Source organism: Alistipes sp. UBA1686 (assembly GCF_002320215.1).
Lineage (GTDB): Bacteria > Bacteroidota > Bacteroidia > Bacteroidales > Rikenellaceae > Alistipes > Alistipes onderdonkii.
This window is the reverse complement of the sequence record NZ_DCKA01000013.1, coordinates 184,908-208,603: the sequence shown is the minus strand read 5'-3', so window position 1 is coordinate 208,603 and position 23,696 is coordinate 184,908. Positions and strand designations below refer to the sequence as shown.

Genomic DNA, 23,696 nt, shown 5'->3' with positions numbered 1-23,696 from the left:
AAATGGGCTACGGTACCCGTCAGCCCCCCCTCAACGCCACTGCGCCCCGTCGGAGAGCAGCAGGCGGCGGTAACGCCGCGACGGCGAACCGACAAACGCCCCCAAGCCATATTCCGGCCAGCGGCGGTCGACCAAAGCGACAGTCGCTTCCGACGCGGTCACGACGTTCGGGAAACGGCCGGGGTTCTCCCCCGCCCCGGGGCGTTTGCTCCGGGCATCGATCACCAACGCTGCACCTTCCGTCCGCACATCACGCCGCGGATCGGTATTGGCCGCAGCGAGCCACAAAAGTTCGGCAGCCGTGAGTTCCGATGCCGCCGGGTCGAACACGGCGAGGTATTTCACCCCCGGCGGAACCGGCACTTCGGCGTCCGGTGCGGCGAATGCGACCGCCACGCCCCATTTTTCGAGCAGGTCGGAGCGGTAGCCGGCCGGAGGGAGGGGCTGCCCGCCGTCCGCCTGCCCGTCACAAGCCCCGGATATTGCGTCATCCGCTGCGGGACGCACGCCCTCGACACCCCGTGGGGGATCGGCAGGCACACGCGTTGCAGGCTCCTGCGGATTCGCGCACCCGCCCCCGGCACCGTGGGCCGTAGCATTCAATGCAATTTTTCCGCCGAAGCCCGGCGTTGCCGTCGCGTGGTCGAGGACATCGAGAATCCCCTCGCTGCGGACTATGTCGCGCAGCGGGTCGAGGTTGCGCACGAGCCGCGCCAATGCATCCGTATCGCGCACGTCGGTCGCGGCCGGGACGACGAACATGTATTTGTTGAACATCATCTGCCCGGCGCCCCACAGCGCCTGGGCGACCTTCACGGCCTGTCCGGCATAGCGGCTGTCGATCGAAACGACGGCGATGTTATGCGCCGTTCCGGCCTCGGGCATCGTCATGTCGCGGACTTCGGGTTGCAGGGCCATGCGTATCGGCGCCAGGAATATCCGCTCCGTAGCCTGCGCGATACAGGCGTCCTCCTGCGGGGGAATCCCCACGACCGTGGCCGGGTATACCGCATCCCGCCGCCGCGTGAGGGCCGTGACGTGGAAAAGCGGATAACGGTCTTCGAGCGAATAGAACCCCGTATGGTCGCCGAAGGGGCCTTCGACAGCCTTTTCCTCGGCAGGGTCGACATAACCCTCGATCACGAAATCGCAGTCGGCCGGGACATAAATATCGTTGGTGACGCACTTCACGAGTTTCACGGGACGGCGGCGCAGGAACCCGGCCAGCAGGTATTCGTCCATGTTGTCGGGCATCGGCGCCGTCGCGGCATAGGTATAGGCCGGATCGCCGCCCAACGCCACCGACACGGGCATCCGCCGCCCCGAGCGTTTCCAGGCATCGTAATGCCGGGCCCCCGTCTTGTGGATATGCCAGTGCATGCCCGTCGTACGGTCGTCGAAGAGCTGCATACGGTACATGCCGACGTTGCGCACGCCCGTCTGGGGATCGACCGTGTTCACCATCGGCAGGGTTACGAAACGCCCGCCGTCGGCCGGCCAGCACTTCAGGATCGGAAGCGCCGCGAGCGACGCCTCAGCACCCGTCCGTACGACCTGCTGGCATTCGCCCCGCCCCGACACCGTACGCGGGAACCAGCGGGACATCCCGGCCAGCAGCGGCAACGCCCGCAACTTGTCCGCGAACGACGGGCGCGGCGCCATGGCCTGCCGCAGCAATCCGTCGACCCGTTCCGAGAGTTCGCCGAGCGACCCGACGCCCAGCGCCAGCGCCATGCGGCGCGCGGAACCGAACATGTTGGTCAGCACGGGAAACTCCGTGCCGGTATTTTCGAACAACAACGCCTTGCCGCCGCCGGGCGTTTTCGAAACCCGGTCGGTTATCTCGGCGATCTCCTCCATCGGCGACACCGGAGCCGCTATGCGGACGAGTTCACCCTCGCGCTCCAGCAGCGAGATATAGTCACTCAGGCTTCGGTGCATGCTCCAACGCTTTTTTCACCGACCCGTATTGCAGCAGCAACGCCCGTGCCTGCGCCTCGGAAAGCCCCGAAGCCTCGGCCACCATGCGCGTGCCGCGCCCCACGAGTTTGTCGTTCGTCAACTGCATGTTGACCATGCGGTTGCCCTCGACACGCCCCAGGCGGATCATCACGGCCGTCGACAGCATGTTGAGCATCAGCTTCTGTGCCGTGCCCGCCTTCATGCGGGTCGACCCCGTCACGAACTCCGGCCCCACAACCGCCTCGAGCGCATATTCCGCCTCAGCCGCCACGGGCGACGACGGATTGCAGGTAATGGAGGCGGTCAACAGGCCGTGCTCCCGCGCCATGCGCAGGCCGCCGACCACATAGGGAGTGGTACCCGACGCGGCGATCCCGACCAGGACATCGTCCGCCGTGGGATGGTAGGGCGCCATGTCGCGCCAAGCCCCTGCGGTATCGTCCTCGGCATTCTCCACGGCACGCCGCAGTGCACCGTCGCCGCCGGCGATCAGGCCGATGACCCTGTCGAAGGGCACGCCATAGGTCGGGGGAAGCTCCGAGGCGTCCGTCACACCCAGCCTCCCGCTCGTACCGGCCCCGATGTAAAACATCCTCCCGCCGCGCTCCATGCGTTCGACGACCCGCTCCACGAGCCGTTCCATCACGGGGATGGTCTTGGCCACGGCCTCGTGGACGCGTGCGTCTTCGCGGTTGATGCCCGTCAGGATGTCGTGCACCGACATCCGCTGTAAATTATCGTAGGCCGAAGCCTGTTCGGTTATTCTATTTTCCATAATGGTATTTGATAAGTCCTTCGGCAGGTGATGCGGCGATCAGGCCGACCCGGTAACCCCCATGTGCGAGCACCTCGCGCAGCAGCCCCTCGAATGCGGCGGCAACGCCGCCGATGCAGGCGACCGTCAGATGCACGGGATAGCGGCTCAGGTTGCGTTGGGCGAAATCGGCGAAGGTTTCCGCCACCATAGCCCGCACCTCGGGGCAATCCAGGTACGCATGTACGAACGGCGCGAACGACGCCAGGAAACGGTTGGCATACGGCTCGCGGTAGACCCGGAGGATGATCTCCTCATAGGTCAGCCCATGCGCCGCGAGGAACTCCTCCCGCAGGGGGATATGCCCTTTGAAAATACCGTTCACCAGGTTGCGTCCCAGCGCCGCACCGCTGCCCTCGTCGCCGAGGACATACCCCAGCGGCGGGACGTTTTCCACGATTTCGCCGCCCCGGCACCAGCACGAATTGGAGCCCGTGCCGAGGATGCAGGCCACGCCTTCGCCGCGGCCGAACAACGCCCGGGCAGCCCCCAGCAGGTCGGTCTCGGCCTCGATCCGCCCCGTGCCGAAATGCGCGCGGAGTTCCCGCACCATCTTCTCCGTCGCTTCGGGGAAGGTGCCCCCGCACCCTGCGCCGTAGAAATAGACGGCCTCGACGGGGCCGCACGGCGGCAGTTCGGCAAGCGCTTCGCGTATTTGCTCCGGGGAGTGCTGCACGGCATTGATTCCCCGCGTCCGGTATTCCGAGGTATGCACGCCGTCGGTCACGAGCCACGTGCATTTGGTCGATCCGCTGTCTGCAATGATTTTCATACTATATTGTTACTTCCTAATACATCAGAACCGCCAGCCGCACGTCAGCGAAAACCCGGCATCCGTAAGCCAGGGCGTCACATCGGTCGGCGCACCGAGTTCGACGGGCGACACCGAGAATTCCGAAGGCACAAACAGGATCGTCGGCGAAAATTTCAGTTCAAACCCCTTCGTCACCCGCAGAATCCACGCACATTCGACATTGAAGAAAGGCAATACCCTATCCTTGTCAAGATCGTTGTCTACATGCTTTAGTATCCGGTGGTATCCCGCCCCAACTCCGGCTCCGAAACGCAGAAAAAGCCTGCTTTTCACCACCGGCAGCCGATAATAGGCCATTGCATCCAGTTTATAAATATCCTGCGCAACCGTATTGCGGTAAGGGTCAGATCCGTGGCCGCTCCAATCGTAGCTCATCAAACTCCCCAGATGCCACCGGGCCGAAAAATCCACGCCCCAATAAAAATTTCCTTTCAATTGGCGGCTGTACTCCACCTTCACGCCGACAGTCACCTGATTATGCGCCGTGATTCCCGACGCGCCCGTCACAAAGAGATTATTCTCTTTCGAGGCGAGGCGATGACGTTCGATACGCGCCGCTGTTTTTGCATTCCGCGTCCGATCTGTTGCCGACGGCGGGCTTTGGGCATATGCTGCTGCGGTGACGCATACCATCAATAATACTGTTCCTATTTTTCGCTTCATTCACAAGTGGGTTACATGTTCATCATGCAAGAAAGCAATAAAATTCGGAATAGCAATGTCCCAATGCAAATGCATTGCCGGTTTGCTCCTCAAACCTGCACTCCTTCCCGTCTGGCGCAGCGCCTTTTCGGAAAATTTGCTGCCGCCAAATCGGCTCCGAACCCTAATCCACCCCATTCCCTTTTCACAGCTTCGGAAAACAAAGATAACGAAAAATAATCCGAGCGGCAAACCCGGATCATTACACAATTATATAAGGAGGCGATCAGCGCAGGAAAAGCAGCTCGCGGTATTTGGGCAGCGGCCACATCTGGTCGTCGACGATCTCCTCCAGCTTGTCGATGTGGCGGCGGATCTCGTCGAAACATGCGGCTACGGTATCATGGTAGGCGATCGCCTTCTCGCGCTGATCCTCGATCCTGTTGGCCACCTTGCGGGCGTCGACCATCCCGGCCGTGAGCCGCTGTATTTCGGCCGTATGGTACTGGATCTTCTTGATGAGTTCGATGTCGGCCGAAGCGTTCAGCCCCGGGATCTGCGACATCTTGTAGACCTTGTCGAGCAGCAATGCCTCATACTTCGAAGCGATCGGCACGATATGGTTCATCGCCAGATCGCCCAGCACGCGCCCCTCGATCTGGATTTTCTTGGTGTAGGTCTCCCACTTCACCTCGGTGCGGGCTTCGAGCTCGACCTTCGAGAAGACGCCCGTGTCGCCGAACATCCGGAGCGTCTGCTTGTCGAGGTAACGGTCGAAAATCAGCGGCGTCGAGGTTTCGCAGTCCAGGCCGCGTTTGCGCGCCTCGGCCTTCCACTCGTCGGAATAGCCGTTGCCGTCGAAGCGGATGGCCTTGCAGGCCTTGATCATCTGTTTGAGCACCTCGTAGATGGCTTTCTCTTTCTTCATGCCGGCCTCGATCTTGGCATCAACGTTCTGCTTGAACTCAGCCAGTTCGTGCGCCATCGCCGCATTGAGCACGATCATCGCCTCGGCACAGTTGTCCGAAGAACCTACGGCGCGGAACTCGAACCGATTGCCCGTAAACGCGAACGGCGAGGTGCGGTTACGGTCGGTATTGTCGAGCAGCAGCGTCGGGATATGCGAGATGCCGCTCATCTTGAACACGTTCTTGGCGTCGAAGCGGATCGCATCGTCGCCCTTGCTGGCCGCCAGTTTGTCCAGCACGGCCGACACCTGCGTCCCGAGGAAGGTCGAGATGATTGCCGGGGGCGCCTCGTTGGCTCCCAGGCGGTGTGCGTTCGTGGCGCTCATGATCGCCGCCTTGAGCAGGCCGTTGTGCTTGTGTACGGCCGAAATGGCATTGACCAGGAAGGTGATGAACTGCAGGTTCTCCGAGGCAGTCTTGCCAGGCCCCAACAGGTTCACGCCCGTATCCGTCCCCAGCGACCAGTTGTTGTGCTTGCCCGAACCGTTGATCCCTTTGAAGGGCTTTTCGTGCAGCAGCACCCGGAACTTGTGGCGGCGGGCGATCTTGTCCATCACGGTCATCAGCAGTTGGTTGTGGTCGTTGGCAAGGTTGGCCTCCTCGTAGACCGGAGCCAGTTCGAACTGGTTGGGCGCCACCTCGTTGTGGCGGGTTTTGACGGGGATGCCCAGTTTCAGGCACTCGTATTCGAGGTCTTTCATGAAGGCCATCACACGGGTCGGGATCGCACCGAAATAGTGGTCTTCCAACTGCTGGTTCTTGGCCGATTCATGCCCCATCAGCGTACGCCCGGTGAGCATCAGGTCGGGACGTACGGCCCAGAGGCTTTCGTCCACGAGGAAATACTCCTGCTCCCAGCCCAGATAAGAGATGACCCGCTGCACGTTTTTGTCGAAATAGTGGCACACCTCGGTCGCAGCCTTGTTCACCGCCGAGATCGAGCGCAGCAGCGGCACCTTGTAATCGAGCGCCTCGCCCGTATAGGCGATGAAGACGGTCGGGATACAGAGCGTTGTGTCGACGATGAACGCCGGCGAGGTCGGATCCCAGGCCGAATAACCGCGCGCCTCGAACGTATTGCGGATGCCTCCGTTGGGGAACGACGACGCATCGGGCTCCTGCTGGACGAGCAGTTTGCCGGAGAACTCCTCCAGCACCCCGCCCAAGCCGTCCGGATCAGCAAACGCATCGTGCTTCTCGGCCGTACCTCCCGTCAGGGGCTGGAACCAATGGGTATAGTGGTCGGCACCGTGCTCCAGCGCCCACTGGCGCATGCCCGCCGCGATACCGTCGGCAACCTCCCGCGTGAGGGGCGTACCGTTCTCCATCGTATCGACAAGGGCGTCGTAGGTAGCCTTGTTCAAATACTTGCGCATGGCTGCGCGCCCGAATACCCGTTTCCCGAAATAGTCCGAAGGACGTCCTTCGGGAGCCTTCACCTCGACGGCGGTGTGGTTTATGGCCGCATCGACCATCTTGAATCTGAGCAATGATGACATAGATGTAATTGAATTGGATTAGCATTCCATTAAAAACATACGCGCAGGGGCGGAAGCCGAATAATTGCTGAACTAAAACCTAACCTAAAATTCCGGAGGGCAACTGCCTCGCGGCATACTCCGCCCAACCTGACTAACCCGCGGCTTCACCCCTGCCGCCGTATGTATCGATCTCGCTTGCAAATGTAATATTTTTTCAGTTACGTTGTTTTCACAAAATCGGCATTTTTTCGAAAAACACCCTGTTTTTTCGGCATTTTCCGAAAAAATACATGCATTTTTCCATAAAACTGCCGAATTTTAACGCATTTTTTCGAAAAACACCCTTAAATTTTCGTCATATCCCCGAATTTTCACATTTTTAGTTTTTCGTAATTTTCATAGCTATTAAGAACAATATTAAACTATTTCACCACAACTAAAAAACTTCTTCCGGCGGTTGCCGAAAGCAAACGAAATCACCTATATTATGAAAAAGAAATTATATAGTGTTATTTTATTAACAATTTCTTGTTTCAATCACTAATAATTTTGTACCTTTACGTGCAATTTTGAAACTACACTTATACTAATCTCTAAATAGTTATGGCAAATACCAAAAGTGAAAAGCTGTTCACTGAATTCCCGCCGGTTCCGACCGAGAAGTGGGAGGAGGTGATTACGGCCGACCTGAAAGGTGCTGATTACGAGCGCAAGCTGGTATGGAAAACGGGCGAAGGTTTCAACGTCCGGCCCTACTACCGCGCCGAGAACCTCGAGGGCATCAAGTTCCTGGGCTCGCAGGCAGGCGAGTTCCCTTACGTACGCGGTACGCATGCGCACAACCGCTGGCGCGTACACCAGACCGTGAGCGTCGTATGCCCCAAGGAGGCAAACGCCGAGGCACTGAAAATCCTCAACGCAGGCGTCGACTCGCTCGGCTTCTGCATCGCGTCGGCGGATTTCTCGGCCGCAGACCTCGACACGCTGCTCAAGGACATCTGCATTCCGGCTGTCGAGATCACCTTCTGCGGAGAGAAGACGGCCCATGTCGCCGAGCTCGTCCTGGCCAAAGTCGAAAAGGAGGGCATCGCCAAGGAGGATGTCCGCATCGCATTCTGCATCGACCCGCTGGTAAAAGGGCTTTCGTCGAAAGGCGATTTCTGCTCACCCAACGGTGAAAAGTGCATCGCCCGCATCGTCGAGCTGATCCACAAGACCAAGGAGTACAAGCACGTGCGCATCGTAACCGTTGCGGGGCAAACGTTCGGTAACTCGGGTTCGACCATCGTCGAGGAGCTGGCATTCACCCTTTCGGCAGGCCACGACTACCTCGTACGCCTGATGGACGCAGGGCTGGACGTCGACGCGGCCGCACGCAAACTGCGCTTCTCGTTCTCGGTAAGCTCCAACTATTTCATGGAGATCGCCAAATTCCGCGCGGCACGTATGCTGTGGGCCAACATCGTCAAGGGCTACGGCCCGGCGAAGAACTGCGCCTGCAAGATGCACATCCACGCCGAGACCTCGCGGTGGAACCAGACCGTCTACGACCCCTATGTGAACATGCTTCGCGGCACGACCGAGGCCATGTCGGCCACGATCGCCGGCGTACATTCGCTGGAAGTAACGCCGTTCGACACCTCGTTCGAAAACCCGACCGAGTTCTCGAAGCGCATCGCCCGCAACGTCGAGTTGCTGCTCAAGAACGAGTCGCATTTCGACCAGGTCGTCGACCCGGCAGGAGGCTCGTACTATGTCGAGAACCTCACGCAGTCGATCGCAGCCGAAGCCTGGAAGCTTTTCCTCGAAATCGAGGAGAAGGGAGGCTACACCGAGGCTTACAAGGCCGGCCTGATCGTCGAGCGTATCAAAGCATCGGCCGCAGCCAAGGACAAGAACATCGCTACGCGCCGCCAGACGCTGCTCGGCGCCAACCAATATCCCAACTTTACGGAGGTCGCCGGCAAGGAGATCACCGCCGAGTCCGTTACGCGCAAGCAGGCCGAGGGCAACGTACTCGTCCCCTACCGCGGCGCCATGGCGTTCGAGGAGATGCGCCTGCACGTGGATCGCAGCGGCAAGGAGCCCAAGGCATTCATGCTGACGTGCGGCAACCTGGGCATGGCCCGCGCCCGCTCCCAGTTCTCGTGCAATTTCTTCGCATGCGCCGGCATCAAGGTGATCGACAACACCTATTTCAAGTCGGTCGAAGAGGGCGCGAAGGCCGCACTCGAATCCAAGGCACAGATCGTCGTGGTCTGCGCGAGCGACGACGACTATGCGGAGGCAGCCCCGAAAGTCAAGGAGCTGCTCGGCGGCAAGGCGATCCTGGTGGTCGCCGGGGCACCGGCCTGCGCACCCGAGCTGGAGGCACAGGGCATCACGAACTTCATCAACGTGAAGTCGAACGTGCTTGAAACACTTAAGTTCTACCTTAAAGAGATGGGAATCTAATCATGAGAGCTAAATTTTCAGAACTGACATACGACGCAGGCCAGCAGAAAAGTTGCTGCGCCTCGAAAGGCTGCGGACAGGTCGAGCCGTGGCTGACGGCCGAGGGTATTCCCGTCAAGGGCGCCTATACGGCCCAGGATCTCGAAGGCATGGAGCACCTGAACTATGCGGCAGGTATCGCCCCGTTCCTGCGCGGCCCCTACTCGACGATGTACGTGATGCGCCCGTGGACGATCCGCCAGTATGCGGGTTTCTCGACCGCCGAGGAGTCCAACGCATTCTACCGCCGCAACCTGGCCGCCGGACAGAAGGGCCTGTCGGTGGCATTCGACCTGGCTACGCACCGCGGCTACGACGCCGACCACCCGCGCGTGGTGGGCGACGTGGGCAAGGCCGGCGTGTCGATCTGCTCGGTCGAGGACATGAAGGTACTGTTCAACGGCATTCCGCTCGACAAGATGTCGGTGTCGATGACCATGAACGGCGCCGTGCTGCCCATCCTGGCATTCTACATCGTGACCGGCCTGGAGCAGGGCTGCACGCTCGACCAGCTGGCCGGTACGATACAGAACGACATCCTCAAGGAGTTCATGGTGCGCAACACCTATATTTATCCCCCCGAGTTCTCGATGCGCATCATTGCCGACATCTTCGAGTACACCTCGAAGAACATGCCCAAGTTCAACTCGATCTCGATCTCGGGATACCACATGCAGGAGGCAGGCGCCACAGCCGACATCGAGCTGGCCTACACGCTGGCCGACGGACTGGAGTACCTGCGCGCAGGTATCAACGCCGGCATGTCGGTGGATGCCTTTGCACCCCGCCTGTCGTTCTTCTGGGCCATCGGCATGAACCACTTCATGGAGATCGCCAAGATGCGCGCGGCACGTATGCTGTGGGCCAAGATCGTCAAGCAGTTCGAGCCCAAGAACCCCAAGTCGCTGGCACTGCGTACCCACTCGCAGACCTCGGGCTGGTCGCTCACGGAGCAGGATCCGTTCAACAACGTGGCGCGTACCGCCATCGAGGCCATGGGCGCCGCCCTGGGACACACCCAGTCGCTGCACACCAACGCTTTGGACGAGGCTATCGCCCTGCCGACCGATTTCTCGGCACGTATCGCCCGTAATACGCAGATCTACATCCAGGAGGAAACCAATATCTGCCGCGAGGTCGACCCGTGGGCAGGCTCCTACTACGTGGAGTCGCTCACCAACGAGATCGCCCACAAGGCATGGGAGCGTATCCAGGAGGTCGAGAAACTGGGCGGTATGGCCAAGGCTATCGAGACCGGGATTCCGAAGATGCGCATCGAGGAGGCTTCGGCCCGCAAGCAGGCGCGTATCGACTCCGGCGAGGAGAAGATCATCGGCATCAACGAATACCGCCTGGAGAAAGAGGCTCCGATCGACATCCTGGCCGTGGACAACACCGCCGTGCGCGAAAGCCAGATCAAGCGTCTGAAGGAGCTGCGCGCTTCGCGCGACGAGGATGCCGTGAAGAAGGCCCTCGCAGCGATCACCGAGTGCGTGAAGACCAAGCAGGGCAACCTGCTGGAGCTGGCTGTCGAGGCCGCCAAGGTACGCGCTTCGCTGGGTGAGATTTCCGACGCCTGCGAGGTTGTCGTAGGCCGCTACAAAGCCGTCATTCGTTCAATATCAGGAGTATATAGTTCAGAAGTGAAAAACGACAAACAGTTCGAGCGTGCCAAGGAGCTGTGCGCCGAATTCGCCAAGAAGGAAGGCCGCCAGCCGCGTGTCATGATCGCGAAGCTCGGCCAGGACGGCCACGACCGCGGTGCCAAGGTAGTAGCCACGGGTTATGCCGACATCGGTTTCGACGTCGACATGGGGCCGCTGTTCCAGACCCCGGAGGAGGCCGCTAAACAGGCTGTCGAGAACGACGTGCATGTAGTGGGCGTTTCGTCGCTCGCCGCAGGCCACCTGACCCTTGTGCCGCAGATCATCGCAGAGCTCAAGAAGCTCGGCCGCGAGGACATCATCGTGATCGTCGGCGGCGTAATCCCCCATCAGGATTACGACGAACTGTACCGCGACGGCGCCGCCGCCATCTTCGGCCCCGGCACCCCGATCGCCACGGCCGCCATCAAGATTCTCGAAATCCTGCTCGCCGAATAACGGTTCGACAGAATACGGTAATCCCCGCCGAGACATTTCGGCGGGGATTTTTTCATGGATACAGACGGTCTCGGGGGCAAGTTACAGGCAGGCTTCTAGAATCCTGCGCGCCATCGCCCCGTCGACATTGTGCGCCTCGCCGAACCTGCTGCCCGCAGCGTTGAAGCGGCGTTCGATTTCGGTGATCGTAGCCTCGCCGATACCCTCCTGCGAAAGATGCGTCGAAAGCCCCAGGGAACGGAAGAACTCCTCGTTGGCCGCAATCGTCCGCTCGATACGCTCCTCGTCGGAACCGCCGGTGATACCCCAGATACGCTCGCCGTATTGCAGGAGTTTGCCGCGCTTCTGCTCGCGCAGCACGCGCAACGTACCGTTGATCACAATGGCGAGCGTCGCACCGTGCGTCAGCCCGTGCAGTGCGGTCAGCTCATGCCCGATCATATGCGTCGCCCAGTCCTGCGCCACTCCCATGCGGATCATGTCGTTCAGCGCCAGGGTCGCCGCAAGCATATACTCCGACATCACGGCATAATCGTGCTGGTTCTCACGAATCCGGGGTGCGATCTCGATCACGGTATGCAGAATGCCTTCGGCCCAACGATCCATCAGGCGCGACTGCCCGGGCGTGGTCATATACTGCTCCAGCACATGCACGTAGGTGTCGGCCAGGCCGTAGGCGATCTGCTTCTGCGGCAAAGAGAACAATGCCTCGGGATCGAGGATCGAAAAGAGCGGATAGTCGCCGTTGAACGGGAATTTCTCCTTCGTTTCCTGGCACGAGATCACCGAGCCGTTGTTCATTTCCGATCCCGTCGCCGACATCGTGAGCACCGTCCCGAGGGGAACGGTTTTATCCGCTTGCCCTTTCAGGACGATCTCCCACGGGTCGCCGTCATAAAGCAGCCCCGCAGCGATCAGCTTCGTACCGTCGATGACCGACCCGCCGCCCACGGCCAGCAGGAACTCCGAGCCGTGCTCACGCCCCAATGCGATGGCCTCGCGGACGGTCTCGACCGACGGGTTGGGCTCGATGCCCCAGAATTCGACCCAGTCACGGCCTTCGAGGGCCTTGACGACCTGGTCGTAAATGCCGTTGCGGCGCACGCTGCCGCCGCCGAAGGTAATCATAATCTTCTTGCCGGCAGGAATCAGCTTTGCGAGCTGAGCGATCTGCCCTTTGCCGAAAACCAGTTTCGTCGGATTGTGATAAACAAAATTATTCATAATTGTATGCGATATGTTTTGATACGACTTCTAAATATACGCAAAAATAACAAAAAGAACGCCGGAATATTCCGGCGTTCAAAACTATATCGTATTTTTTATCCGAGGCTTAGAAATATTCGCCGCGCAGATCCTGGATGTTGGCCATCTGCTGGATGGCCTGCACCGAGAATTGCTGTGCCATGCTCTCGGCCATGGCCTGCGCACGCACCTTCTCGCCCTCGGCAGTCTGCTTGTCCGAAGTCTGGATGTCATCCACCTGGAAGACATAAACCCCCGACATGCCCTTCACCGGAGCCGAAAGGACGCCTTTCTCGGTCGTCGAAGCGATGGCGCCTACCAGACGGGGCTCGACGCCCGGGCCGTTCACGTAGAAGGCACCGAAAGTCACGCCGTCGAAATCGGCGACCTCAGAACCGAGGCTGGCAGCCTGCTCATCGAGCGTCGTACCGGCGATCTGCTTGGTGATGTAATCGTATTTCTTGTCCCGGAGAACCTGGGCGCGAACCTGCGCAGCCACCTTGTCGATCGGGGTATACTCGTTGTCATCGATCTCGGTCAGCGTAGCGACCACATAGTCGTTTCCGACGGTGAAGATTTCCGAAAGATCGCCTGTCTCGGCACCGTAAGCCCAGCGGGCAACCTCACGCGAATCCTCCAGGCCGCGGATCGTACGCTCGCCCTGCGCCAGCGAGGCGACACGGGGAGTAACGGCCGCTTCCGAAGCGGCGTTGTTGAACGCCTCGACCGAGCCCTTGGCATTCACCGAGAAAGTGCCGGCCAGGTTGTGGGCATTGCGGCGCGTCGCAGCCGAAGCCTCGACGGGATAGGTGATCGTCGCCACCTGCATGTGCTTCGAAGGTTTGTCGGCACGGTACACCTGCATCAGCTGGATGGCATCGCCCGAAGCGACCTTCACCACGTCCCCCCGCTTGGCATTGGCCAGCGCGGCAACGAATTCGCCCGTGAAAGCCGAGAAGGGCACCACACCCACTTCGCCGCCGTTGGCTGCCGTAGCTTCGTATACCGAATACTGCGAGGCGAGTTGTGCGAAATCGGCACCGCCCTTGATTACCGTCAGCAGGCTGTCGGCCAGCGCCTCCTGCGTATAGGGCAGCACGATATGGCGGATTCCCAGCGTATCGGGCACCATTTTCGAATCCAGCACACGGGCCATCGTCCACTGGTTGTTCTTCAGCACGGGGCCGTAAGTCTCACCCGCCAGCAGTGCCTTGGCCTCGTCCTCCGAAAGCTGAGCCGCCGAAACATAGGTATCGGCGATCTTGCCGTTGCGGTTGGCACGTACGAACGACTTCAGCTCCTCCGTAGCGGCGAACTGTGTGCCCACCTCGGCAACGCTCTTTTCGAGAGCGAGCATATCGTCGTCCGTGGGGGTAACCTCGAACACGACATACGACAGCGTACGCGAGGGAGTCTGCTTGAACATATCCTTATGGCTGTTGTAGTATGCCTTGATGTCGCCGGACTTCACCTGGATCAGCGAATCGGGAACCGCCGAATATTTCTTGCCGGCCCATTTCCCGGAATAGGTATTGTTGGCCGCATTCACACCGTTCGCGACTTCGAGTGCATTGACATACACGCCGCCCTTGATCAGGCCGAGGTACTTGGCGATCTCACGCTCCATGCGGGCCTGCTCGTTGAGCTGCGCCCACGCCTGCTGTGCCTGCGCATTCGTTTCGGCCTGCGCGAGGAACTGTCCGACGGCAGCCACGTTGTACTCACCCGTGCGGGAATCGGCGAAGGCGTTGTAGAACGCCTGCGACGGATGCTGGCCGCTGACCATCGACAAACGCTCGGGCTCCGTAACGCGCAGCCCCATCTTGTCGAAACCGGGTTCCAGCACATACTTGCCGATCAGGGCCTGCCATGCAGCATTGGCGAGCATGGCGGACTGCTGTTCGTCGCTCTCCTGGGCGCCGCTCTGCGCCTTGATCTGCTCGTACTGGTTGTAGTACTCCGAATAGTTGATTTTTTTACCGTTGATGACACCGACCCGGGGGTCGTTACCCGAGAAGCCCATTTCGGTCTTCAGGGAGAGAATGAAAGCCAAGAGGGCGCCTGCGATGACAATCGACAGCACGATGCCGAACTTGGTGCGAAGAGTGTTTAAACTTGCCATATAAATCGTTAATTATTCGTTTGTTTCGAATTAGCAGTCAAAGGTAGTAAAATTTATTCGGAAAAGGCCTTTATTATATAAAAATTCCTACAATTTCTTGACCCTCGCCAGCTCGATACGCGAACGCGTCGTACGCAGTATGCGCAACTGCAGGCCGCCGATGAAAACCGTTTCCCCGGCGGTCGGGATCCCGTCGTAATTGAAGATGATGAAGCCCGCCAGCGTATCGTATTCCTTGCTTTCTTCGATCCCCAGCCCGTATTTTTCATTGAGGTATTTCACCTCCAGCCGGCAGGAGAGGACATACTCGTCCTGGCCGACCTGCTTTTCGGTAAGGTCGGGTATGTCGTGTTCGTCCTCTATCTCGCCGAAAATCTGTTCGAGCACGTCCTCGAGCGAAATGACGCCCGCCGTCCCGCCGAACTCGTCGATCACCACGGCGATGTTGCTGCGGTGCTTGATGAAATTCTGCAACATCAGCTGCAGCGGCATGGTCTCGGGCACGAAATTGACCTGCATCATCACGTCGGCGATATTGGCCGGGCGCGTGAACAGACTCTTCGAATTGACATAACCGACGATGTTATCGATACTCTTGCGCCAGACGAAAATACGCGAATATTTCGAATCGACGAACCGCGCCGTGAGCTGCCCGATCGACGTGTCGTCGATATCCACCGCCTCGACATCCACACGCGGCACCATGCAGTCGCGAACCCGCAGGTCGGCGAAATCCAACGCATTCTGGAAAAGTTTGAATTCGTTGTCCGGCTCGGGGCGCGGTTCAGACGTATTGGTATCGAGCAGTGCCGCGAGGTCGTCGCGGCCGAAGCTGTGCGACACGGCCCGCTCCTCGACACGGCGCCCCGCCAGGCGCAGGATGCCATGCGAGATGAGCGTCGTGAGACGGGCGATCGGATAAAGCAGCAGGTAGAAGAAATAGATCACCGGCGCCAGAGCGCGGTAATAGAAGTTGGGGTTATTGCGGAAGATCGACTTGGGAAGGAACTCCGCAGCAAAGATGATGATGACGGTCGACACGGCCGTTTCGATGGCGACCGAACCGTTGCGGGCGATGCTTTCCCACCCCAGCGCATAGAAGATGCCGCGCAGCAGCAACGACATGTAAAGCGAATAGATGACCAGGGCAATGTTGTTGCCCACCAGTATCGTGGTGATATACTGCCCGGGGTGGCGGGAAAAAATCTCCGCGATATGGTCGAACATGCGGCTCTGTTTGCGGTCGATCTCCAGCTTCAGGCGGTTCTTGCTCGTAAAAGCGATCTCCATGCCCGAAAAGAATGCCGACAACAACAGCATTAAGACAATCAGTATGACCGAAGTAAGCATCGTCCTGTTTATTTTAGGTTACTCCCCCGCTTCGTCCGCATGTACGGCACGCCGGAGGGGCTGGATTTCACCGACCGGTTCGGCCGGGCGGAGCTCCTCCTCCCCGTCGGGGCGGACAGCTGGTGCTGCCAAAGGCGGCTCCTCGGAAAGCGGTGCCGCGGGCCGCGCCGCAACCGGAGCGGCAGGCCGGTCTGTCGCAGGGCGGGGCGAATCCGAAGTCCGGCCGGCAGGTTCGGGCACAGCCGTAGAATCTGATTCGTTAGGTTTGACCTCGACCTCCATGCGCCCTTTCATACGGCGGAAGCGCCAGTCCTTGAACTCCTCGTCCGACTCGAAACCTTCGCCGATGAACACGTCGCGGCCGTCGTTCTGCACGATTTTCGAATCGACGTTCGAATAGATTTTCTTGGTACGCGCGTTCCAGAACAGCTGTTGCGTATAGAGTTTCTTGCCGTCCGATTTCTCGACCACGACATTTCCCCGCGCTTCCCACAGGTCGCGGGTCTCGTAATGGATCGCATAGTTGGCCGTCAGCACGGCATCGACCGACGAGAGCGAATCGTCCTTATAGGTAGTCATCTCCACCCCCTTGGGGAATTCGCGGTAAAGCTCGCGCGCCAGCGAATAACCTTCGAGCAGCGGGGTTTTGAAATGGTACGAACGGCGGCCGTTCTGCGACATGACGACCGACAGGTTTTCGCTGTACTCGGTCATCATCATCTCTATCCGGGCCTCCGATTCGGGTTCTTCTTCACGCTCACAAGAGAATAGCAAGATAGCACTCCCCACAACGGAGAGTGCTACCATCACGTATCTTGCGATAAATCTGTCCATCAATTAGCGGGGACGCACAGTAGTCGACACACCGGCAGCCGTACCGCAGTTGACGGTATAGCGTGCGCCTTCCTGCAACTCGTTGAAGAAGCACTCCTCCGAAGTCGGGAAACGGCTGCGGAATGCGTTCATCGAGGTTTTGGCAGGTTCACGGTATTCCGAATCGCTCGGCAGCAGCTCGACGGCCTTGGCCATCGTGTCGTAGGCTGCCCAGAAGGTAGCCGGCCCGGCGAAACCTTCACAATGAGCTGCCGAAATGCCGTAGCACTGGGCCAGTACGAAATACGGCACACCGTCCTCGGGATTCAGGTCGCGGGCCTGACGGGCAGCCGATGCGGCGCCCTGGATGTCGTTGGAAACCAGGCCGACCAGCGCCATGCGCACCAGCAGCAGCTGACGCTCTGCGGGATCCGTCTCGACGGCAAGCGCCTCGTTGAGGTATTTCATGGCCTTCGTATAGTCGCCCTTGCTCTGGAAGGCCTGCGCAAGGAACATCGCAGTTTCGGACGAAGGTTTCACCGTATAGTATTTCTCGGCAATCGAGAAATAGAAATCGCCGTCGCACTTGGCACGCGACATCAGGGCTACGGCCTGCGCCAGCAACGCCTCATCGTCGGGAGCAGCCTCCAGCTTGCCGCGGAACAGATTTTCGAGGTTCTCGCAGCTGGCCGCGCCGCTCAGGCCGAAAGCCGCGTCGAACTGCGACTTGTAATCGCCGGCCTCGGGGTTCTTCTCGAAGAACGGGGTCAGGCGGTCGTACTCGGCGATGATCTCATCGGGCATCACCTCGTCGGTATTCTTATAATCCTCGCAGAGGTTCGAGAAATAGGCCACCACGGTCTCGGGGTCGGTGCTATCGCCGCCCTGCGCGATTGCCGCGCGGAATGCCTCGCGGATGCCCTTGCGGTCGTTGGGTTTGTAGCGCAGGAACTCGCGCGCCTTCTGGTCGAGGATAAAGGCCGTCTTGCCGGGCTTGACGTTATCGCCGAAATACTGGGCACGCATATCGTACATCAGCATCAGCGAGTCGATGAACATGTTCTTCTCCGCCACGCTCTTGGCACGGTTGATCTTGTTCTTATACACGACGGCACCACGCTGGTAGATCGACTCCGCTGCATCGGGTATCTTGTCGATAAGCCCCTTGAGGTAGTGTGCTGCGGCATCGTAGTCACGGTTGTCGCACGATTCTTTCAGGAAATTACTGTTAAGGATGTTCTGTTCACGCTCTTCGGGAGTAGCGCCCCATTTCGCATATTGCGGGCCACTGAAATCCTGAGCCAAAGCCGCCGAAGCCAAAAATACCAAAGCGGCAGAAAGCAGAAATTTTACGTTTTTCATCGGTCAGAGATTAATTTTTGTATTTCTATGTTGTGTTTTCGTCAGTTAAACTACGTTCGTGTCGGGGTCGCAAGTTACTACTAATTCCTCGGACGTGCAATATTCCGGCTCAAAAACTAATCGTATTTCGGCCTGCGGAACCAGTATTCCCCGTTCTCGGCACCCGCAAAGAGCGAGAATCCGACCGAGAATTTGAAATACTGCTGCCGCACCAGTCCCAGACGCTCGGAAAGGTTATAGCCGCGACGTCCGTATTCCACGCCCACGTCGATGGTCGAACTGCCGAGGAACTTCACAGGCACCCCTACACCCAACGTAACGGCGTATTCTCCGATTTTATTGCCGTCGTAGGTCTGGTTGTAGGTTCCGTAACGGAAACCCGCCCGGTAGGCCCAGCGTTTCATGAACCTGCGCACGTCGTAATAGTTCGGCGTATACTCCACGCCCATCTTCACCATGCTCGTATTGGTATAGGCCACTTCGTATGCAGATTTGTCCGGCCCGCTGATCCCGGTCATTTCGGTCGCCTTATTGCCGCCGGTCCAGTTCTGATAGACATAGTCAAGTCCGATCGTCCATTTCGAGGTCATATAATAAGCCCCCACCGAAAGCTGACGCGGCAAGGCAAGTGCCAAATGGGTCGTATCGCCCTTCACGGTCGAATTATACAGGTCGCCGATATAGATCCGCTTGGTCACATCGGGGTTCAGGTTGCCGCCGAAATCGTACGTAGCGCCGAACGTCAGCATGCGTTTCTGGTTCATGACAGCCTTCCAGAGGACGCCGACCTGGCCTTTGATGCTCGAAATACTGTAATTGTCGCTGCCGACCGTCGACGAAAAAGTTCCGTCGCCCGTGATCGGCGTCGGGGTCATCACGAAGCTGCGGTCGATGTCGCCCCAGTAATACTGCGCCGCGATACCCAACGAGAAATTCTTGAAAATCTCCCAGCCCAGGCCGACCTTGACCTCCGTCACGTCGCCTTCGCCCTGATAGACGTACTGCACGCGTCCCACATTGCCCCAAACCGGATCGTTCGGGTCGTAGTCCTGGGTATACTTGGTACGGTAGCCCACCGAGCTGTAAGGCGTGAGGCTGAACCCGAGCCCGAGTTTCTTGGCGACCGGCATCTGGAACGCGATATCGTGGAAATTGAACGTATTATAGGCCGTGTTTTTGGACACATTGTCCACCTTCTGCGAATTGTAGTAATTCTGTCCCTCGAGGCCGAAACTGAAGAGGAAGCTCTTTTGCGGGATGGTACTGTACGCTGCAGGGTTGAGCAGATTAATTTTACCCGGAGTACCCATGGCCACCCCGACGCCGCCCATCGAGCGCATCTGCGTCGTACCGGGCGTATTGATCTCGCCGACGCCGTACATCGTATAGGGAGAGAATGCGTTAATACTGCTTGTCTGGGCCGATACGGCATAAGGAAGCATCACGGCTGCCGCAACAACCAGCTTAATCAAGGTGTTCTTCACTTGCATTGTGCTCTAAAATTCTATTCAATCCGCAAAAGACCAGATTACAGTTTGCAAATATCGTATTTTTAATTCGTTTAACAAAGAATTTTGCATCCCCGCCGGTAAAAATTACGCACAGGCCGTCGATTTGTTCCCGCATGCGCACGACATAACCTTCGATTTCGAAGGCGATCCCGTTCATCACGCCCAACTCGATGGCCTCTTCGGTCGTGAGCCCCGAGAGTCCTTCATCCTCGGTCGCGGCACACAGCGGCAGCTTGGCCGTGTAATCGTGCAGCGCCCTGAAACGCGTCTTCACCCCCGGGGAGATGCAGCCGCCCCGGAACGTATTGTCAGCCGTCACCAGGTCGATGGTCACCGCCGTACCGAAATCGACGATCAGCACGTTCTCACCCGGATAGAGCACTGTCGCGCCGACGGCTGCGGCCAGTCTGTCGCGCCCCAGCGTCTCGGGCGTAAGGTATGCGTTGCCGATGGGCACGGGGGTCTGGGAGGTGAACTCCAGCAGATAATCCACCCGCCCGCGGAGCATCGCCGCCACGTCATCGACCTCGCCGCGCGTCGACGCCACCACGGCGCGCCGCACGGGCCATTCGGAGAGCAGTTCTTCGAGCATCGACGGGTGCAACCGCTCCGTGCAACGCTGCGCGACAAGTTCTCCCCTGTCGAAAACCGCAAGTTTTACCAGGGTGTTCCCGATATCTACGACTAAATTCAAAGCTGTTGCAGTGTTTTATACCCGTCCTCAATGTCTTTGACATTCCTAACGGTCATCGCCAGACGATTATTGTGCTGTTTGAGCACAAATCTGGCGGGATTTTGCGTCACCTTGCGAAGCAACTCCATAAAGGTATCGCTTTTGTAATAGGGCGAATTCTGCTCGCCGACGAAGTGGAGGATCATCAGCCCGTTCTTGACCTTCACCCGTTCGATGCCGAGGCGAATCGCCTCCCAGCGCAGGCGCACGACGTTGAGCAGTTCCTGCGCTTCGCGCGGCAGGGGGCCGAAACGGTCTGCCAGACGGCTCTCGAAGGCCTGCAACGCGGCTTCGTCCTTGGTCGAGTCGAGCTCGCGGTAAAGTTTCAGGCGTTCGGCCTGCTGCGCCACGTAGGCATCGGGCAACCCGGCCTCGACCTCTATTTCGATGTGCGCGTCATCCACGTAATGCATCTGCTCCACGACATCCTGCTCGGCGGCACCCAGACCCGCCACCTGCAAGCCTTCGGCCCGCAGCTCGGCGATCGCCTCGTTCATGATTTTCTGGTAGGTTTCGAAACCGATGTCGGCGATAAACCCGCTCTGCTCGGCACCCAGCAGGTTGCCCGCGCCGCGGATGTCGAGATCCTGCATCGCAATGTTGAACCCCGACCCCAGGTCGGAGAACTCCTCGATCGCCCGCAGGCGGCGCCGCGCATCGGACGACAGCATCTCCTCGGGCGGCGAGAGCAGGTAGCAGTAGGCTTTCTGGTTGCTGCGCCCCACGCGCCCGCGCAATTGATGCAAGTCGCTCAGGCCGAAGTTCTGGGCATTGTCGACGATGATCGTATTGGCATTGGGGATGTCGATGCCGTTCTCGATGATCGTGGTCGAAACGAGCACGTCGAACTCCCCGTAGATAAAATCCATAATCAGTTTTTCGAGCTTCTCGGCCGGCATCTTGCCGTGTCCGACGGCCACGCGGGCCTTGGGGCATACGCGCGTGATAAGCCCTTGGATGGACATCAGGTCTTCGACGCGGTTATGGACGAAATATACCTGGCCGCCGCGTGCGAGCTCGGCCTCGACGGCGTCGCGGATGATCTCCTCGGAGAAGACATGCGACTCGGTGACGATCGGCTGGCGGTTGGGCGGCGGGGTCGAGATGACCGACAGGTCGCGCGAGCCCATGAGCGAAAATTGCAGCGTGCGCGGGATCGGCGTCGCCGTCAGGGTCAGCGTATCGACGTTGACGGCCATCTGCGTGAGTTTCTCCTTGGCCGCGACGCCGAACTTCTGTTCCTCATCGATGATCAGCAGCCCCAGGTCACGGAATTTGATCTGCTTGCCCAGTATTTTATGGGTGCCGATCAGGATATCGATACGCCCCGATTCGAGGTCGGCACGTATCTGCCCCGCCTCCTTGGCGGTCTTGGTGCGGTTGAGATACTCGACCCGCACGGGGAAATCGCGCAGGCGCTCCGAGAAGGAGCGGTAGTGTTGCAGGGCGAGGATCGTCGTCGGCACCAGCACCGCCACCTGCTTGCCGTCCACGGCAGCCTTGAATGCCGCGCGGATCGCCACCTCGGTCTTGCCGAAGCCCACGTCGCCGCAGACCAGCCTGTCCATCGGCTGGTCGGACTCCATGTCCTTCTTGACGGCCGCGACGGTCGTCTGCTGGTCGGGGGTGTCCTCCCACTGGAACGACGCCTCCAGCTCGTGCTGCAGGTAACTGTCGGGCGTGAATGCGAACCCTTTGCTGGCCTTGCGCTTGGCATAGAGGGCGATCAGCTCGCGCGAAATATCCTTGACGGCCTTCTTGGCGGCGTTCTTGAGTTTCTGCCATGCCCCGTTGCCGAGTTTATAGACCTTCGGCGGCTCGCCGTCGCCGGACTTGTAACGCGAAATGCGGTGGAGCGAATGGACGTTTACGAACAACACGTCGCCGTCCTTGTAAACCAGCTTGATAGCCTCGTGCACCTTGCCGTTCTCGTTGATCTTCACCAGCCCGTCGAAACGCCCCACGCCGTGGTCGATATGCACCACATAGTCGCCCGGGCGGAGCTGGTTCAGCTCGGCGACGGTCATCTGCTCGTCGCGCCGGATCTCGCCGTTGATGCGGTAACGCTGGTAACGGTCGAAAATCTGGTGGTCGGTATAGAGGCACAGTTTCAGGTCGTTGTCCACGAACCCCTCGTGCAGCGTAACGGAGAGCGACCGCACGGCGGCCTGCCCCCGGCCTATCTGGTGGAAGATGTTTTCGAGGCGTTCGACCTGCACCTTGTTCTCCGAGAGGATGTAGGTCGCATAACCCCGCAGCGAATTGCGGATCATGTCGTCGGCCAGCATCTCGAAATTCTTGTTGAACTTGGGCTGCGGGGCCGTGTCGAACACCACGGCCGCCGTGGCGGGGCGTTCCGGCAGGTTGTCGCGCAGCGCCACCACGCTGTTGCCGGCCATGTCGCGCAACAGCACGTTGCGGCTGGTCAGCAGGCGGTCGATCTGCCCGGGATTCTCCATGTCCGCGAGCACCTTGCGGCGCAGGTCGTTGACACGGCGCAGCACATAGTCGGCATCGTAGAACCAGCAGGCCGCCGAAGAGCCCGCGAACTGCACGAACGACACCCGGGGTGCCTCGCCGGCATTGAGGTTGGGGACGATTTCCACCCGGTCGAGCTTGTCGGCCGAAAGCTGGCTCGAAATATTGAAACGGCGGATCGAGTCGACCTCGTCGCCGAAAAAGTCGATCCGGTAAGGCTTGCTTTCCGAATAGGAAAAGACATCGACGATACCTCCGCGCACGGAGTACTGCCCCGGTTCGTAGACGAAATCGACACGCGTGAAGTTCGCATCCGCAAGGGCATCTTCCAGCACGGCGATCGAAATCTTGTCGCCGAGCTTCACGGCAATCGTGTCGCGCTGCAACGTCGCGGCGTCGACGACCCGTTCGGCCAGCGCTTCGGGATAGGTGCAGACCACCAGGTATCCCTTCGTAAAGCCCCGCACGGCGTTCATCGCCGTGGTGCGCTGCACCACGCCCTGGGCATCCTCGGCGCCGTAGGCCGCCGAACGCTTGTAGGACGACGGGAAGAAATAGACCTGCTTCTCGTCCAGCAGATTGTAAAAATCGTTCAGCAGGTAGGCCGCGGCATCCCGGTCTTCGGCCACGAAGATATGCACGCCTCCCGTTTTCGCCACTGCCGCCGCCGCATAAAACGAAAGAGCACCGCCGACCAGCTCTTTCAGGTGGACGGTTGCGCGCTCCTTCTTATATTCGCGGCACAACTTCGGCAGGGCCTTCGACCCGGCGGCGAACTGCGCCAGCTGCTCGCTGGCAGTCATAGC

Annotated in this window: 15 protein-coding genes; 2 read left to right on the top strand and 13 right to left on the bottom strand. The window is 59.3% G+C overall.

The window, feature by feature from the left end; genetic code table 11:
- Positions 1-30: 30 nt before the first annotated feature.
- From B3C38_RS05330 to B3C38_RS05310, 5 genes are all read right to left on the bottom strand, one after another.
- Complete coding sequence (locus B3C38_RS05330) at positions 31-1,941, bottom strand: menaquinone biosynthesis decarboxylase (RefSeq protein WP_276791147.1); 1,911 nt, start codon at positions 1,939-1,941, stop codon at positions 31-33.
- Positions 1,922-2,737: an N-acetylmuramic acid 6-phosphate etherase gene (murQ, locus tag B3C38_RS05325; RefSeq protein ID WP_022333383.1), complete on the bottom strand. Its 816-nt coding sequence runs from the start codon at positions 2,735-2,737 to the stop codon at positions 1,922-1,924. Before murQ ends, B3C38_RS05330 begins: the two co-directional genes overlap by 20 nt.
- On the bottom strand, positions 2,727-3,548 hold the full coding sequence (locus tag B3C38_RS05320) for a badF/BadG/BcrA/BcrD ATPase (protein WP_022333382.1): 822 nt from the start codon (positions 3,546-3,548) through the stop codon (positions 2,727-2,729). The genes murQ and B3C38_RS05320 overlap by 11 nt, the downstream gene beginning before the upstream one ends.
- A 24-nt stretch (positions 3,549-3,572) precedes the next feature.
- Positions 3,573-4,253 (bottom strand): hypothetical protein, encoded by a 681-nt coding sequence (locus B3C38_RS05315; RefSeq protein ID WP_286726063.1) that lies wholly within the window; start codon positions 4,251-4,253, stop codon positions 3,573-3,575.
- Positions 4,254-4,518: 265 nt separating this feature from the next.
- Positions 4,519-6,675, bottom strand: coding sequence for a glutamine synthetase III (locus tag B3C38_RS05310; RefSeq protein WP_026318244.1), 2,157 nt, complete (start codon positions 6,673-6,675; stop codon positions 4,519-4,521).
- Between the two features lie 609 nt (positions 6,676-7,284).
- On the opposite strand from B3C38_RS05310, the gene B3C38_RS05305 reads away from it, so the two are divergent.
- Both B3C38_RS05305 and scpA read left to right on the top strand, forming a co-directional pair.
- Complete coding sequence (locus tag B3C38_RS05305) at positions 7,285-9,135, top strand: methylmalonyl-CoA mutase family protein (RefSeq protein WP_286726062.1); 1,851 nt, start codon at positions 7,285-7,287, stop codon at positions 9,133-9,135.
- Positions 9,136-9,137: 2 nt separating this feature from the next.
- Positions 9,138-11,276 (top strand): methylmalonyl-CoA mutase, encoded by a 2,139-nt coding sequence (gene scpA / locus B3C38_RS05300; protein ID WP_022333378.1) that lies wholly within the window; start codon positions 9,138-9,140, stop codon positions 11,274-11,276.
- A gap of 81 nt (positions 11,277-11,357) precedes the next feature.
- Here the strand turns inward: scpA and B3C38_RS05295 are convergent, their stop codons facing one another.
- The 8 genes from B3C38_RS05295 to mfd form a co-directional block, all read right to left on the bottom strand.
- Positions 11,358-12,500: an iron-containing alcohol dehydrogenase gene (locus B3C38_RS05295; protein WP_141417536.1), complete on the bottom strand. Its 1,143-nt coding sequence runs from the start codon at positions 12,498-12,500 to the stop codon at positions 11,358-11,360.
- A gap of 109 nt (positions 12,501-12,609) precedes the next feature.
- Positions 12,610-14,643: a peptidylprolyl isomerase gene (locus B3C38_RS05290; protein WP_286726060.1), complete on the bottom strand. Its 2,034-nt coding sequence runs from the start codon at positions 14,641-14,643 to the stop codon at positions 12,610-12,612.
- Between the two features lie 87 nt (positions 14,644-14,730).
- Positions 14,731-15,993, bottom strand: coding sequence for a hemolysin family protein (locus B3C38_RS05285; protein ID WP_141404843.1), 1,263 nt, complete (start codon positions 15,991-15,993; stop codon positions 14,731-14,733).
- Between the two features lie 18 nt (positions 15,994-16,011).
- Positions 16,012-16,827 (bottom strand): LPS export ABC transporter periplasmic protein LptC, encoded by an 816-nt coding sequence (gene lptC, locus B3C38_RS05280; RefSeq protein ID WP_286726055.1) that lies wholly within the window; start codon positions 16,825-16,827, stop codon positions 16,012-16,014.
- A 3-nt stretch (positions 16,828-16,830) separates the two neighbouring features.
- Positions 16,831-18,168: a tetratricopeptide repeat protein gene (locus B3C38_RS05275; protein WP_032136006.1), complete on the bottom strand. Its 1,338-nt coding sequence runs from the start codon at positions 18,166-18,168 to the stop codon at positions 16,831-16,833.
- A gap of 116 nt (positions 18,169-18,284) precedes the next feature.
- A complete protein-coding gene (locus B3C38_RS05270) occupies positions 18,285-19,658 on the bottom strand; it encodes an OmpP1/FadL family transporter (protein ID WP_022333372.1) in 1,374 nt (457 codons plus the stop codon).
- The gene (locus tag B3C38_RS05265; protein ID WP_055204582.1) at positions 19,633-20,373 is read right to left on the bottom strand and encodes a type III pantothenate kinase; all 741 of its coding nucleotides are present in this window, start codon (positions 20,371-20,373) and stop codon (positions 19,633-19,635) included. Before B3C38_RS05265 ends, B3C38_RS05270 begins: the two co-directional genes overlap by 26 nt.
- Positions 20,370-23,693 carry a transcription-repair coupling factor gene (gene mfd / locus B3C38_RS05260; protein WP_286726051.1) on the bottom strand — a complete coding sequence of 1,108 codons (3,324 nt, stop codon included), beginning with the start codon at positions 23,691-23,693 and terminating at the stop codon, positions 20,370-20,372. Before mfd ends, B3C38_RS05265 begins: the two co-directional genes overlap by 4 nt.
- Between the last annotated feature and the right edge of the window lie 3 nt (positions 23,694-23,696).